13 protein-coding genes are annotated in these 13,222 nt (G+C 69.2%); 4 read left to right on the plus strand and 9 right to left on the minus strand.

The window, feature by feature from the left end; genetic code table 11:
• Window positions 1–16: 16 nt before the first annotated feature.
• From ACZ5M6_RS00500 to chpT, 3 genes are all read right to left on the minus strand, one after another.
• Complete coding sequence (locus ACZ5M6_RS00500) at window positions 17–832, minus strand: CheR family methyltransferase (protein ID WP_054764007.1); 816 nt, start codon at window positions 830–832, stop codon at window positions 17–19.
• On the minus strand, window positions 829–1,206 hold the full coding sequence (locus tag ACZ5M6_RS00505) for a response regulator (RefSeq protein ID WP_054764008.1): 378 nt from the start codon (window positions 1,204–1,206) through the stop codon (window positions 829–831). The genes ACZ5M6_RS00500 and ACZ5M6_RS00505 overlap by 4 nt, the downstream gene beginning before the upstream one ends.
• Window positions 1,207–1,301: 95 nt before the next feature.
• Window positions 1,302–1,979 (minus strand): histidine phosphotransferase ChpT, encoded by a 678-nt coding sequence (gene chpT, locus ACZ5M6_RS00510; RefSeq protein WP_287106385.1) that lies wholly within the window; start codon window positions 1,977–1,979, stop codon window positions 1,302–1,304.
• A gap of 108 nt (window positions 1,980–2,087) precedes the next feature.
• On the opposite strand from chpT, the gene cysQ reads away from it, so the two are divergent.
• Complete coding sequence (gene cysQ / locus ACZ5M6_RS00515; RefSeq protein WP_464159199.1) at window positions 2,088–2,930, plus strand: 3'(2'),5'-bisphosphate nucleotidase CysQ; 843 nt, start codon at window positions 2,088–2,090, stop codon at window positions 2,928–2,930.
• Window positions 2,931–2,934: 4 nt separating this feature from the next.
• Here cysQ and ACZ5M6_RS00520 read toward each other — a convergent pair whose 3' ends face one another.
• Window positions 2,935–4,158: a hypothetical protein gene (locus ACZ5M6_RS00520; RefSeq protein ID WP_464159200.1), complete on the minus strand. Its 1,224-nt coding sequence runs from the start codon at window positions 4,156–4,158 to the stop codon at window positions 2,935–2,937.
• 116 nt (window positions 4,159–4,274) lie between these two features.
• On the minus strand, window positions 4,275–4,613 hold the full coding sequence (locus tag ACZ5M6_RS00525; protein ID WP_054764012.1) for a hypothetical protein: 339 nt from the start codon (window positions 4,611–4,613) through the stop codon (window positions 4,275–4,277).
• Window positions 4,614–4,827: 214 nt separating this feature from the next.
• On the opposite strand from ACZ5M6_RS00525, the gene ACZ5M6_RS00530 reads away from it, so the two are divergent.
• Both ACZ5M6_RS00530 and ACZ5M6_RS00535 read left to right on the plus strand, forming a co-directional pair.
• The gene (locus ACZ5M6_RS00530) at window positions 4,828–6,108 is read left to right on the plus strand and encodes a polyhydroxyalkanoate depolymerase (RefSeq protein WP_464159202.1); all 1,281 of its coding nucleotides are present in this window, start codon (window positions 4,828–4,830) and stop codon (window positions 6,106–6,108) included.
• Window positions 6,074–6,802, plus strand: a complete 729-nt coding sequence (locus ACZ5M6_RS00535) for a M48 family metallopeptidase (RefSeq protein ID WP_464159204.1) — start codon at window positions 6,074–6,076, stop codon at window positions 6,800–6,802. Before ACZ5M6_RS00530 ends, ACZ5M6_RS00535 begins: the two co-directional genes overlap by 35 nt.
• A gap of 188 nt (window positions 6,803–6,990) precedes the next feature.
• On the opposite strand, the gene ACZ5M6_RS00540 is transcribed toward ACZ5M6_RS00535, so the two are convergent.
• The 3 genes from ACZ5M6_RS00540 to ACZ5M6_RS00550 form a co-directional block, all read right to left on the minus strand.
• Window positions 6,991–9,084: a transglycosylase domain-containing protein gene (locus ACZ5M6_RS00540; RefSeq protein ID WP_464159206.1), complete on the minus strand. Its 2,094-nt coding sequence runs from the start codon at window positions 9,082–9,084 to the stop codon at window positions 6,991–6,993.
• Between the two features lie 106 nt (window positions 9,085–9,190).
• Window positions 9,191–9,814 (minus strand): class I SAM-dependent methyltransferase, encoded by a 624-nt coding sequence (locus ACZ5M6_RS00545; protein ID WP_191554582.1) that lies wholly within the window; start codon window positions 9,812–9,814, stop codon window positions 9,191–9,193.
• Complete coding sequence (locus tag ACZ5M6_RS00550; protein ID WP_464159208.1) at window positions 9,811–10,782, minus strand: alpha/beta fold hydrolase; 972 nt, start codon at window positions 10,780–10,782, stop codon at window positions 9,811–9,813. The genes ACZ5M6_RS00545 and ACZ5M6_RS00550 overlap by 4 nt, the downstream gene beginning before the upstream one ends.
• A gap of 109 nt (window positions 10,783–10,891) precedes the next feature.
• Between ACZ5M6_RS00550 and ACZ5M6_RS00555 the strand changes: the two genes are divergently transcribed.
• Window positions 10,892–12,022: an aromatic ring-hydroxylating oxygenase subunit alpha gene (locus tag ACZ5M6_RS00555; protein ID WP_191554584.1), complete on the plus strand. Its 1,131-nt coding sequence runs from the start codon at window positions 10,892–10,894 to the stop codon at window positions 12,020–12,022.
• 168 nt (window positions 12,023–12,190) lie between these two features.
• Here the strand turns inward: ACZ5M6_RS00555 and ACZ5M6_RS00560 are convergent, their stop codons facing one another.
• Window positions 12,191–13,207, minus strand: a complete 1,017-nt coding sequence (locus tag ACZ5M6_RS00560) for an adenosine kinase (RefSeq protein WP_191554585.1) — start codon at window positions 13,205–13,207, stop codon at window positions 12,191–12,193.
• Between the last annotated feature and the right edge of the window lie 15 nt (window positions 13,208–13,222).

Raw genomic sequence — 13,222 nt, forward strand, 5'->3', positions numbered from 1 at the left:
AGTTCAGGCGATCCGATCAGGCGGCGCGGCGGACGGCGGCGGGGGTCTTCACATAGAGACCCTGACGGCCGCTGACGGGGCGGAAGGCGACCGTCTCGCCTTCCAGCCGCTCATCCAGGCCCAGGAACAGACAGCCGTCGTCGACCAGGCGGCGCTCCAGCCCGTCCAGCAGCCGGGCGCGGCGCGACGGCTCCATATGGGTCAGGACGTTGCGGCAGAAGATGACGTCGAACCGCATCTCGTCCGTCGGCTCGTCCAGCAGATTGGCCCGGCCGAACCGGACGATCTCCGCCAGTTCGGGACGCACCCGCCAGTTCTCCTCGTCCGGTTCGAACCAGCGCAGCATGGCCCGCGCGTTCAGGCCGCGCTGAATCTCGAAACCGGTGTAGAGGCCCGCGCGGGCCTTATCGATCGCACGCTGCGACAGGTCGGTGGCGACGATCTCGGCCGCAGCGCCGGACGCCTTGGCCGCCATGGCGATGGACCAGGCCTCCTGCCCGGTGGAGCAGCCCGCCGACCAGAGGCTGACCCGCCCGCCGGGCCGCGCCTTGGCCAGGGCGGGCAGAAGCTCCTGTTCCAGGACGTCGAAGGGGGCGCGGTCGCGGCGGAACCAGGTCTCGGGGTTCAGCAGGGACTCGATCACCGCCCAGCCCAGGGAGGCGACCGGATGGGCCCACAGATTGGCCAGCAGGGCCTCGACATTGGCGTAGCCTTCGCGCCGCGCGATCGGCCCCAGCCGATGCTCGGCCAAATTCATGCGATCCCGCGTCAGCCTGTAGCCGGCGCGGGTGGCCAAGAGTCCCTGGAGCTTGTCGAAGTCCTCGGGAGTCATGCCGCGATCGCGCCGACCTCCGTCAGCTTGGATTGAAGGATCTCGCCGTCGAACGGCTTCATCACATAGTCGTCGGCGCCGGCCGCAAGAGCCTCCGCGATGCGTTCGGGCCGGGTTTCGATGGTGCAGAACAGCACCTTGGGCCGTCCGCCCTCGGGCAGGGCGCGCAGACGCCGCAGAAAGGTCAGCCCGTCCATCACCGGCATGTTCCAATCGACCAGGATCATGTCGGGCGTGACGCCGGTGCAGTAGGACAGGGCCTCGGCCCCGTCCGCCGCCTCATCCACCTCATAGCCGAAGCCTTCGACGATCCGACGCGCCACCTTGCGGATGATGCGGCTGTCGTCGACGATCAGGCAGGTTTTGAAGTTCAAGGCGGGCTCCCAGGCGGAGACGATCGGCCGATGTGCGTCGCTTAATATGGCAGATCGCCAGTTAACGAGTCGTTGGGAAACGCCTGTCGGGCGACCTAAAGGGGCATCCGTGCGACCAGGGCGATCCGCTCTTCCTGCACCGCCACTCGCAGGGTTCCGCCCGCCTCCTTGACCGTCAGCCACAGCCAATAGGGCTGAATCCATTGGCCTGGCAGACCCTCGGTCAGGCGCCGGCCGGTCAGGCCGACGACGGCCTCGGGCTTCAGCCGGGCCCGCGCGCCCTCGGCGAATCCTTCAAGAAAGAGGGCGCCGTGCGCGACCCGCGACTGGATCACCGCATTGCCGCCCAGGGGCAGAGCCCCGACCGTCAGATAGGCGAGGTTGGTCAGAGCCCGCGCCTGGGGCTTGGAGAACTCCTGCGCCTCGATTCGCCAGTCCAGAGAGGCGCGACCGCCCGCCGTCATGCCGACCACCAGATCGCGCAGCTCGCGCGCGGTGAACCGCTCGCTGCTGGTCGCCGCGCCGAAGGCCACCCGCGCGAAATGGACCAGGGCCACCATCTTGTTGGCGCTCTGTTCGATCAGGGCCAAGGCGTCGTCGCGCATGTCCTGGGCCGAAGGGTCCTTCATCAGGTCCAGGCCCGAGACGATCGCGCCCGAGGGGCTGATGAAGTCGTGGCACAGTTTGGCGGCCACATAGGTCGCCAGCTCCGTCCCCTCGAACGGCAGGTCCAGGGCGGGCGGGGCGTCGTTTTCGGCGTCGGTCGGGATCATTGAGCCTGCATACTCTCGTCGGCGTTCAGGTCACAGTCAGGAGGCGCAAGAGAAGCTGACGTGATTTGCCGGTTCATGGAACCGGCTCAATGGTCTATCGACCCCGCAATGACGACCTTCCCCTCCCCGGCGACCGCCGACAAGACCCTCTCGCGCGATCTGGCCTCCGGCGCCCTGGCCCTGGCGATCGCCGAGATCGCCGAAGACGCCGCCCGCCTGATCCTGCCCTATTGGCGCAGCGACACCGCCGTCGAGACCAAGTCCGACGACAGCCCCGTGACCCAGGCCGACCGCGCCGCCGAGGCCCTGATCCTGGAACGGCTGGCCGCCCTCTATCCCGGCGTCCAGACGGTGGCGGAAGAGGCCGTCGCCGAAAGCGGCGCCCCGGACCAAGCCGAGGACTGGTTCTGGCTGATCGATCCGCTGGACGGCACCAAGGGGTTCGTGCGCGGCGGCGAAGCCTTCACCGTCAACATCGCCCTGATCCACGCCGGCCGTCCGGTGGCGGGGGTGGTCACGGCGCCCGCGACGGCGACCACCTGGCGCACCGATGCGTCGGGCCAGGGCGCCTTTCGCCGTCAGTTCGGCGAACAGCAGGAGGGCGAGGCCCATTCCGGCGCCGAATGGCGGCCGATCAAGGTGCGCGACCGGCCGGCCGAGGGGATGGCCCTGTTGAGCCACAGCGTCACCGATGAGGAGGCGGCGCGTCTCGCCGCCCGGCACGGCTGCACCCGCTGGCAGGGCACGGACTCCTCGCTGAAGTTCTGCCTGATCGCCGAGGGCCGGTTCGACGCCTATCCGCGCTCGGGTCCGACCTCAGAGTGGGACACCGCAGCCGGTCAGGCCGTGCTGGAGGCCGCCGGAGGGCGCGTGCTGGCCGACGACGGCCAGCCCCTGTCCTACGGCAAGCCCCGCTTCCTGAACGGCCCCTTCGTCGCGATGGGCGGCTGAGGCTTCAAACGCCCGACCGCAACAGCAGCAGGCCCGCGCGTTCGGCCAGGGCGGGAACGCCCATTTCGCGGGCCGTCAGGACGGCCTCGTTCAGGATCAGGTTCAGGCGGCGCGGTTCGGGTCCGCCCAGGCGCCGACGCGCCAGGGCCACACCGGCCAGGCTGATCTGGTCGGCCGCCCAATCGAGCGGGGCGGCGGCGGCCAGGCGATGACGCAGCCGATCCTCCAGCACGTCCAGGCCGGCGCGGTCTTCCATGGCTTCGACCAGGGCGATCTCGCGCGCCAGCCGCCGCTCGCGGACCAGGGCGCCGATGATGAGCCCCTGGCCCTGGGTGAGGATTTCGGCCTGGTTCAGCACCATCAGCGGCAGGGCGTCGCCGCCGGAGCGCAGAACCTGGATCGCCGCCCAGTCCAGAGGGCTGTGATCGGGGGTGAACTGGTCGGCGGCGGCTTCAAACATGGAGCGGCCCTGGTCCTGGGCCTCGGCGTGGTCGGCCAGGGTCGCCAGGGCGGACAGGCCGGCGCCGCACATGGCCAGGGCGCGGGCCCGGGTCAGGGGACGGTGATCGGGCGAGGCGCCCTCGACCAATATGCCCAGGTCGCGCCCGGCGTGGTCCAGCAGGCGGGGGTCGCGCTGAATCACCCCGGCCTCGAGCGCGAAGGCGGCCTGATCCAGACGAAGGTCCACATCCTCGCCGGACAGGTCGTGCTGAGCCGCATCCATCAGGGCGGCGGCGTCCATCAGCGCCTTCGCATCGCCGGACAGGCGGGCCTTGCGCGCCTTCAGCCGGGCGTGGGTCGCCGCCAGGTCGGCGGCCGTCTTGGATCGGCGCGGACGCCCCGCCCCCGCCACAAGGGCCAGGGCGCGGTCCAGATGAGCCGGATCGCCGCACAGGTCGAAGCGCAGCATCAACCCTTGCGCCTTGGCGCCGGCGGCGCGGGCGGCCTGGTCGTCGCCCTGGGCGTTGCGGATCAGGCTGTCGGCGCAACGGTCGGCGCGGCTCAGGCTGTCGGCCGCCCCGCTGCGGCGGGCGTGCTCGCGCCACAGGGCGGCGGCGCGGACTTCGGTGTCGAAGGGGCGGGCGCAGGAGACGCGGCCCGCGTCGGTGGCCTCGCGCCGGGCCTCGGCGGCCAGGAGATCGACCCCGATCAGTTCGACCCAGCCCAGATCCTCGCTCTCACGAGCCTGGGCGAAGAGTTTGCGAAGATCACGACCGAACTCGAACATAGGGTTGAACGCCTTAAAATCCCGGATCGGGACGAAAGACGTCCCTTGCCGTCGGTCTCCTGCAAACGCAGCGCCGCCACGAACGTTCAGCCGCGCCCCAAGCCGACATTTCGGCCTCAGTTCAGGTTCGGCGTCTTGCGCCGACACCGCTGCAGGGCGGCGCGGGCGGCGGGGGCGTCGGCGCTGAGCTGGCGCACCGCCTCGATACGGGCGCGGGTCTGATCCGCCTCGGCGGCGCGGGCGGGCTTGCCGGCCGCCGTCGCCGCCTGCATGGCCGCCAGCGACCAGAAAAGGGCCGCGTCATAGAGGCTGCGGCCCTCGGCGCTTTCTCCGCCCTCCAGCTCGGACGCCGCCTGGGTCAGGCCGGCGCAACGCACCGATTCCTCATAGGAGACCAGACCCGCGGCGGGGGCCTGTTGCAGCATGAGGCCGGCGATGGTCAGCGAGACCCACATCGAATGCTCCAAGACCTTTCCGATAGAGACGGTTCCGAAGGGACGGCCCCGAACGTCGGCCCTATCAGATCATGTTCATGCGGCGGCGAGAAGGTCGAACTGCGCCCCATTCACACCCCTTTGCGATTAACTGACGCGCAGGGCGAAACCCTGTATGTTGCCGTGCAGCAAGAGGCCCGCCGACGCCGGTCGCGGCGCGGCCCAACGGATGGTCATGCTCTACGCCCTTCATGAACTCGCCTATCAGTCGGCCCTGCCCTGGCGCTTCGGCGCCCAGATGGCGCGCCGGTTCTGGAGCTCGCCGTTGAATCCGGCGGCGGACACGGCCCTGGCCCGCCCCGCCTACGCCTCGGCCGAACTGTTCGAGAGCGTCACCCGCCGCTACGGCAAGCCCGACTGGCGGCTGGAGACACTCGAGATCGGCGGCAAGCCGGTCCGAACGGTCGAACAGGTCATCTGGCAGAGCCCCTGGTGCCGCCTGGTCCGCTTCGCCCGCAACATCGGCGATCTGAAGCGCGCCAAAAAACCCGCGTCCGGTCCCGCCGTCCTGATCGTCGCCCCCCTGTCCGGCCATTACGCCACCCTGCTGCGCGGCACGGTCGAGGCCTTCCTTCAGGACCACGACGTCTATGTGACCGACTGGATCAACGCCCGCCAGGTTCCGGTGCTGGAGGGGCGGTTCGACTTCTTCGACTATATCGACCATGTCCGGCGGATGCTGGCCGAGATCGGCGGCCGGCCCCACGTCGTCGGGGTCTGCCAGCCCGGCCCGCCCGTCCTGGCGGCCTGTGCGATCATGGCCGAGGACGGCGACGAGAACCGCCCCGCCTCGATGACCTTCATGGGTTCGCCCATCGACGCCCGCCTGTCGCCGACCGTGACCAACCAGCTGGCGGAAGAGAAGCCCTTCACCTGGTTCAAGTCGAACATGATCCACACCGTGCCCCTGCCCTATCCGGGGTTCGGACGGCGGGTCTATCCGGGCTTCGTCCAGCTCTACAGCTTCATGTCGATGAACCAGGAGCGTCACCGCGACGCCCACTGGGACTATTTCACCAGCCTGATCGCCGGCGACGGCGACGGGGTGGAGAAGCACGAGGAATTCTACGACGAATATCTGTCGGTCCTGGACCTGACCGAGGAGTTCTACCTCCAGACCATCGACATCGTCTTCCAGCAGCATCTGCTGGCGCGCGGCCTGTTGGAGCATCGCGGCCGCAGGGTCGATCTGAGCAAGATCGCCGACATCGGCCTGATGACGGTCGAGGGGGAGAAGGACGACATTTCCGGCGTCGGCCAGACCCAGGCGGCGCACGGCCTGTGCCCGAACATCCCCGAGGATCAGAGGGTGCTGTACGTCCAGCCCGGCGTGGGCCATTACGGGGTCTTCAACGGTCGTCGTTTCCGCGAGGAGATCTATCCCCGCGTTCGCGACTTCATCGCCCGGAACGAGGCCCGACTTGGCGTATCGCAACGGTCAGCGGCTGCCGCTTGACGAAGACCGGCCCGAACCCGGTTCGGGTCCGACGCTGAGACTGTCGGTCAATCCGCGCGCGCGGCGCCTGTCGGTACGGATCGACGCCCGGGCCGGCGAGGCGGTGGTGATCGCCCCGACCGAGCGCGGCCTGGTCCAGGCCGTGGCCTTCGCCCGTTCGAAAAGCGTCTGGATCGCCGAACGCCTGGCCGTGCGCCCCCGGAGCCGGCCGTTGCAGCCGGGCCAGGTCATCGCCCTGCGCGGCCGGCCCGTGCGGCTGGAGGCGACGCCCGGCGCCGGCGCGGCGCGGCTGGTCGAGGAGGGAACCGTCATCCGCTCGGGCGGCGAGGGCGAGGCCTATGCCCGCCGGGTCGAGAATCTGCTGAAGCGCGAGGCGCGCGCCACCCTGGTCGAACGCACCGAACACCATCTGCGGACCCTGGGTCAGAAGCCGGTCCAGGTGTCGATCGCCGACACCCGCTCGCGCTGGGGCTCATGCAGCCCGCACAACCGCACCATCCGCTATTCCTGGCGGGTCATCATGGCCCCGCCCCCGGTCATCGACTATCTCGCCGCCCACGAGGTCGCCCACCTGATCCACGCCGATCACAGCCCGGCCTATTGGTCGGTGGTCGAGCGGCTGGTGGGGGACCACCGGCCCTGGCGCAAATGGCTGAAGGACCATGGCGCGGCGCTTCATGCGGTGGGGCGGTAGGCGGCGTCCCAGACCCTCTCCCGCTTGCGGGAGAGGTGGCCCGACGTTCGCGCAGCGAACCAGGGTCGGAGAGGGGAGTCTTCTTCCAAGAGGCTAGACTTCCCCCATCGTCAGCCGTCTCGCTGTGCTCGACGAGCTGACACTTCCCCCGCAAGCGGGGGAAGGTCTGTGGGGGCTTCCCCGAAGGATCAGAAGAAAAGCGGATCGCTGCGTTTCTCGGCCGGTTGGCGGCCTTCCGGCTGCTGGTCCGGCGGATCGCGCGGCGCCGGCTTGACCTTCGGCTGGTCCAGCGGCTGTTTCGGGTCCGACGGCGCGGCGACCTCCGGCTGTTCGGCATAGGGGTCGCCCTCGGCGGCCGGGTCGGTCGGCTGGATCGGCAGACCGTCCTCGCCGATGCCCGACATCAGGTCGCCGATCGGATCGGGCGCGACCCAGCCCTCGGGCATGGGCGGACCGTCGGGGATGCGCGGGGCGTTCAGGCGCGGCAGGGCCGCCTCCATGAAGCCCTTCCAGATGGCGGCGGGCGACGAGCCGCCGGTCACGCCGCGCATGGCGGTGTTGTCGTCCTTGCCCACCCAGACGGCGGTGACGAAGCCGCCGGTGTAGCCGACGAACCAGGCGTCCTTATAGTCGGAGGTGGTGCCGGTCTTGCCCGCCAGGTCGCGCCCAGGGATGGCCGCGCTGCGCCCGGTGCCCGAGGTCATGACCCCGCGCAGCATCTGGTTCATGTAATAGAGGGGCGGATTGTTGATGGCCTGGCCGCTCTGGCCGCTTGCGCGCTGATAGATGACGCGGCCCTGGGGCGTGCGGATGCGGCTGATGCCGTAGGCCTCGACCCGGCGGCCGCCGTTGGCGAAGGCGTCATAGGCGGTGGCCATCTCCAGCGGCGAGACCTCGACGGCGCCCAGAGCCATGGCCGGCTCCAGACCGATCCGGCTTTCGATGCCCAGGCGCCGCGCGGCGCGGGCGACGCTGTCGCGGCCGATCTGGTCGGCGACGGAGGCCGCCACAGTATTGATCGATTGGGCCACCGCCTGAGACAGGGGCATGGGGCCGGCGAAGGTGTTGGAATAGTTCTTCGGCGACCAGTTGCCGATGGTGACCGGCTGATCGACCACCGGGGTCTGGGGCGTATAGCCGGCCTCGACCGCCGCCAGATAGACGAAGGGTTTGAAGGCCGAACCCGCCTGACGCCGCGCCTCGACGGCGCGGTTGAACTGGCTGTCGGCATAGGAGCCGCCGCCGATCATGGCCCGCACCCGGCCGTCGCCGTCCAGGGCCACCAGGGCCGCCTGCTGCACCCCCTTGCCCTCGTCGCGGTCCAGAATGCGCCGCACCGAGCGTTCGGCCGCCGTCTGCAGGGTCAGGTCCAGGGTGGTCTCGACCACCAGATCCTCGGTCGGCTCGCCGACCAGGCCGCGGATCGACTGGTCCAGCCAGTCGATGAAATACTGGGCGTGCTGGGTCGCCAGGGTGCGCGACACGATGATGGGCTGGGTCACGGCCTGTTCGCGCTGGGCGGCGGTGATGACCCCGGCCTCCTCCATCTCGTTCAGCACGACGGTGGCGCGGTTGGCGGCCCGCTCGCTCTCTGACACCGGCGAATAGCGCGAGGGCGCCTTCAGCAGGCCGGCCAGAAGCGCGGCCTCGCCGACCGTCAGATCCTTGGCCGACTTGTCGAAATAGCGTTGCGACGCCGCCTCGATCCCATAGGCGCCGGCGCCGAAATAGACCCGGTTCAGATAGAGGGCCAGGATCTCCTTCTTGGAGAATTTCATCTCCAGCCAGACCGCCAGCATCAGTTCCTGCACCTTGCGGCGCAGGTTCTGGTCCGGCGTCAGGAACAGGTTCTTGGCCAGCTGCTGGGTCAGGGTGGAGCCGCCCTGGACCACCCGGCCGGCGCGCATATTGGTGGCCATGGCCCGCATCATGCCGATGGGGTCGAAACCGGGGTGGTGATAGAAGCGCCGGTCCTCGATGGCGATGAAGGCGGCCGGCACATAGTCGGGCAGCGAGTCCAGATCGGCCGGCGGCGCCATCTGGGTGCCGCGCGTCGCGATCAGGGCGCCGTTGCGGTCTAGATAGGTGATCGAGGGCTGACGATCGACATTATACAGGGTCGAGGTGTCGGGCAGGCCGCGCGCAAACACCGCGAAGAAGACCACCAGGAAGATCAGCCCCCAGACCGCCAGCACGGCGCCCCAGTAGAGCGCCTTCTGCAACGGCGTGCGGGCCGGCTTGTCGCCCCCCTGCTGTCCGCCCCCGAACCCTGGACCCGCCATGACTTTCCTTCAGATGCCGCGCTGAGGCGGATTAGCTCATACCGACGTGTACCGCGTATGAACCGCCGCCGAAACGGCTCCGCTCACTTCACGCCAGCGTGAGCGGCTATTTCGCCGAAAGAATGGCGCGGCGAGCCAGCCAGACGCCGGTCTCGGCCCCGTCGCCCTCCACCGACAGCCCGGCCCCCACCAGCAGGGCGCGATAGGCGGCGGGGTCCAGACTGCCGTGATACAGGGGTTCGCCGCGCCATTCGCCGATCGTTTCGCCATGGGCGGGACCGCTGGTGAACATCAGCCGCCCCCCGGGCCCCACCTGGTTCGCCAGGCCGGGCAGGACGCGCATCTGAGCCTCGGGCGTCAGGTGAAACAGGCTGTGCCAGGCCAGGACGCCGTCGAACAGGTCGTTCGGCGGCGGGTCGCGCATGTCGGCGGTCTCCCAGACGGCGGCCGGCAGGGTCTGGCGCGCATGGGCGATCAGGGCCGGCGAGGAATCCCGCCCCACGACCCTGAACCCCCGCTCCAGCAGGGCCGCGCCCATCGGCCAGCCCGAGCCGCATCCGACGTCGAGAATGGAGGCGCCGGGCGGCAGGCCGGCGACGAACCGGTCCAGCCATTCGGGCTCGTTCGGACCGTTCGGTCCCGTATAGAGGGACGGGCCGCGGTCGGCGATCCAGCCCTCGGCCCCATCCTGATAGAGACCGACCACTCGGTCCGCCGCCGGATGGCTCATCGCGCCAGGAAGGCGTCCAGCTCGCCGTAGAAGGCCTGGGGCTGGTCGAACATGATGAAGTGGGCGCTGTCGTCGATCCGCTTCAGGGTCACGCCCGGCAGGCCGGCGTAGGACATCTGGTAGACGGCGTCGGTGATCTGGGGCGTCATGCGCGGGTCGTTGAACTTGACGTACAGCACCTCGGTCGGGGCGGTGATCTTCGCCAGTTCGGGCCGCAGATCGGTCGCCACCAGTTCGCGGAAGGCGGCGGCCGAGACCTTCTGATCGCTGGTCCGCATGTCCTCCAGCGCCTCTTCACGGCGGCTTTCGGTATTGATCATGCCGTTGATGGAGGCGGTCGCCTGGGCCACATAGGCCTCGCGCGGGCTGTTGGCCTGGGCGACCCAGATCTGGTCCGCGACCGGTTTGACGCTGTCGGCCGTGGTTCCGGGCGGGCCGAACATGGCGCCCATGAAGGGGATCATGTCCACCACCATAAGACGGCCGACGCTGTCGGGATGGCGCGCGGCCAGCATCAGGCCGATGGTTCCGCCCATCGAATGGCCGACGACGGCGGGCTTGGGCAGATTGTTCTCGCGGATATAGCGGGCGATTTCGTCGGCGACCGGTGCGGCGACGGGGGTCGGGGCGTCCCCGGTCTGGGCGTTGCCTTCGGCCGGGGCGCCGGCGAAGCCCTGGACATGGATGCGGTGAACGCGCCAGCCGACCCCGTCCTGGGCCGTCAGATGATCCACCGTCCCCTGCCAGATTTCCGGCGAAGAGCTGAGGCCGGGGATCAGGATGATGTCGCGCCCGTCCATGTCGCCGTCGATGCGGACGTGGATGCGGTCGGAGGCGAAGTCCGCATGGTGGTGGCCGTGCGCCGAGCCGTGCTCGGAATGGGTCCCGTGGCTGTTCTGGGCTTCGGCCTGGGCCTGAACCGTGGTGGCGGCGAAAAGGGCCGCAGCGAAACTCAAGGCGCGAAACATGGCGAAACTCCCCTGTGAAGCCATCCTTATGACGTCTTCACTTTGCATTGTAAAGTTCTCTGAGGACTTCGTGAGGACAGACCCCGCGTCCCTCTGTTATGAGGCGCGCATGAAGCCCGCAGACGCCGCTCCCGTCCAGCCCCCTCAAGCCGAAGCCGCCCCGTCCAAGAGCGGCGCCCAGCCGTTCGGCAAGGGATTCGTCGCCGACGCCTGGTATTTCGTCGCCCTGTCGCGCGACGTCGCCCCGGCCGGGCTGAAACGCTATGAGATCATGGGCGAACCCGTCCTGATCGGCCGCACCCGCGCGGGGGCCGTCTATGGGATGCGCGACATCTGCCCCCACCGCGCCGCCCCCCTGTCGGCCGGGAAGCTGGTGGAGAAGCCCGGCGAGGGCGAGACGATCGAATGCCCCTATCACGGCTGGCGCTTCCGGCCCGACGGGGTCTGCGCCGCCATTCCGTCCCTGGTCGAGGATCAGGCGTTCGAGGCGAACCGCATCAAGGTGCGGTCCTATCCGGTGCGCGAGAGCCAAGGCATGGTCTTCGTCTGGATGGCCTCGGACGCCCGCAATCCGTCAGAACCGGACCATGAGCCCCCCGTCTTCCCCGGCGTCGTCGGATCCGGCGCGAAACTGGTCGAATGGATGGAGTTCGACAGCCATATCGACCATGCCGTCGTCGGCCTGATGGACCCGGCCCACGGCCCCTATGTCCACCAGCAATGGTGGTGGCGGTCCGAACATTCGATGCACGAAAAGGCCAAGGCCTTCGCACCCGTAGACTTCGGCTGGGCTATGGTGCGCCATGCCCCCTCGTCCAACAGCCGCCTCTACAAGATCCTGGGCGGCGCCCCGGCGACCGAGATCACCTTCCGCCTGCCCGGCTATCGCTGGGAGCATATCCAGGTGGGCGAGAAACAGGTCCTGGCCCTGACCTGCCTGACCCCCATCAGCGACACCAAGACCCGCATCACCCAGATCTTCTGGTCCGACCACTGGGTCTTCGACCTGGCCAAGCCCTTCCTGCGCCTGGGGGTGGTCGCCTTCCTGAAACAGGACGGCGGCATGGTGAACCTGCAGAACGAGGGCCTGCGCTACGACCCCGCCCTGATCTGGATCGACGACGCCGACAAACAGGCCAAATGGTACCAGCAGCTCAAGCGCGAATGGACCAGGAGCCGCGCCGAAGGGCGGCCTTTCGCCAACCCGATCCAGTCCACGACCCTGAGGTGGAAGAGCTGACACAAAACGACCCTCTCCCGCTTGCGGGAGAGGTGGCCCGGCGTCCGCGCAGCGGACCAGGGTCGGAGAGGGAAGTCTTGCTTAAAGCAAGAAGACTTCCCCCATCGTCAGCCGTCTCGCTCTGCTCGACGAGCTGACACTTCCCCCGCGAGCGGGGGAAGGTCCGGATTACACCCTCAGCCCATGCTCCCCGGCCAGGTCGGCCAGTTTCACCATCGGGCGCGGGCCCCAGTGGGCGATGACTTCGGAGGCGGCCAGGGAACCCAGTTTCCCGGCCTCCTCCAGCGACAGACCGCGCGCCAGACCCAAGAGAAAGCCGGCGGCGTACTGGTCGCCGGCGCCCGTGGTGTCGATCACCTTGGCGACCGGATAGGCGGCGACCGCGACGCGCTCAGCACCCTTGATCACCACCGAGCCCTGCTCCCCGCGCGTCACGGCGGCGATCTCGACAATGGCGGCCAGTTTCGCCGCAGCGGCGTCGAAATCATCGGTTTCGAACAGGGCGCCCAGTTCGGCCTCATTGGCCAGGACGATGTCGGCCGACTGTTCGATAAAGCTCAGCAGTTCGGCGCGCCAGCGGGCCACGACGAAGGTGTCCGACAGGGTGATGGCCACCTTGCGGCCGGCCTTGTGCGCGGCGGCGGCGGCGCGTTCGAAGGCGGCGCGCGCCGGGGCCGGGTCGAACAGATAGCCTTCCAGATAGACGATCTGGCTGGCGCCGATCAGGGCCTCGTCGATGTCGTCGGCGAACAGCTGATTGGCGGCGCCCAGGAAGGTCGCCATGGTCCGCGCCCCATCGGGCAGGACGTTGATCAGGCAGCGGCCGGTGCCGAAACCCTGGTCGGCCCCGCCGGTCAGGACCGGGGTGTCGAAATGGACGCCGGCGGCGCGGATGTCGTGGGTGAAGACCTGACCCAGGACGTCGTCGGCCACCTTGCCGATATAGGCCGCCCGGCCGCCGAAGGAGCCGACGCCCGCCACGGTGTTGCCGGCCGATCCGCCAGAGGCCTCGACGCCCGGCGCCATGGCGTCATACAGGGCGGCGCTGCGTTCGGCGTCGACCAGCTGCATCGAGTTGGGGGCCAGGTCCTGGGCCGTCAGAAAGGCGGCGTCGCAGGGGCTGAGCACGTCGACGATGGCGTTGCCGACGGCGCAGACGTCATATTGGGCGGTGTTCTGGGTCATGGGCGCGCCTTAGCG

The organism is Brevundimonas sp. Br13 (genome assembly GCF_055391505.1).

What these genes read in the sequence shown, in the direction of transcription:
- ACZ5M6_RS00500 (WP_054764007.1), bottom strand. Translation starts at nt 832, where the DNA reads ATGACTCCCGAGGACTTCGACAAGCTCCAGGGACTCTTGGCCACCCGC.
- chpT (WP_287106385.1), bottom strand. Translation starts at nt 1,979, where the DNA reads ATGATCCCGACCGACGCCGAAAACGACGCCCCGCCCGCCCTGGACCTG.
- cysQ (WP_464159199.1), top strand. Translation starts at nt 2,088, where the DNA reads ATGACGACCTTCCCCTCCCCGGCGACCGCCGACAAGACCCTCTCGCGC.
- ACZ5M6_RS00520 (WP_464159200.1), bottom strand. Translation starts at nt 4,158, where the DNA reads ATGTTCGAGTTCGGTCGTGATCTTCGCAAACTCTTCGCCCAGGCTCGT.
- ACZ5M6_RS00525 (WP_054764012.1), bottom strand. Translation starts at nt 4,613, where the DNA reads ATGTGGGTCTCGCTGACCATCGCCGGCCTCATGCTGCAACAGGCCCCC.
- ACZ5M6_RS00530 (WP_464159202.1), top strand. Translation starts at nt 4,828, where the DNA reads ATGCTCTACGCCCTTCATGAACTCGCCTATCAGTCGGCCCTGCCCTGG.
- ACZ5M6_RS00540 (WP_464159206.1), bottom strand. Translation starts at nt 9,084, where the DNA reads ATGGCGGGTCCAGGGTTCGGGGGCGGACAGCAGGGGGGCGACAAGCCG.
- ACZ5M6_RS00545 (WP_191554582.1), bottom strand. Translation starts at nt 9,814, where the DNA reads ATGAGCCATCCGGCGGCGGACCGAGTGGTCGGTCTCTATCAGGATGGG.
- ACZ5M6_RS00550 (WP_464159208.1), bottom strand. Translation starts at nt 10,782, where the DNA reads ATGTTTCGCGCCTTGAGTTTCGCTGCGGCCCTTTTCGCCGCCACCACG.
- ACZ5M6_RS00555 (WP_191554584.1), top strand. Translation starts at nt 10,892, where the DNA reads ATGAAGCCCGCAGACGCCGCTCCCGTCCAGCCCCCTCAAGCCGAAGCC.
- ACZ5M6_RS00560 (WP_191554585.1), bottom strand. Translation starts at nt 13,207, where the DNA reads ATGACCCAGAACACCGCCCAATATGACGTCTGCGCCGTCGGCAACGCC.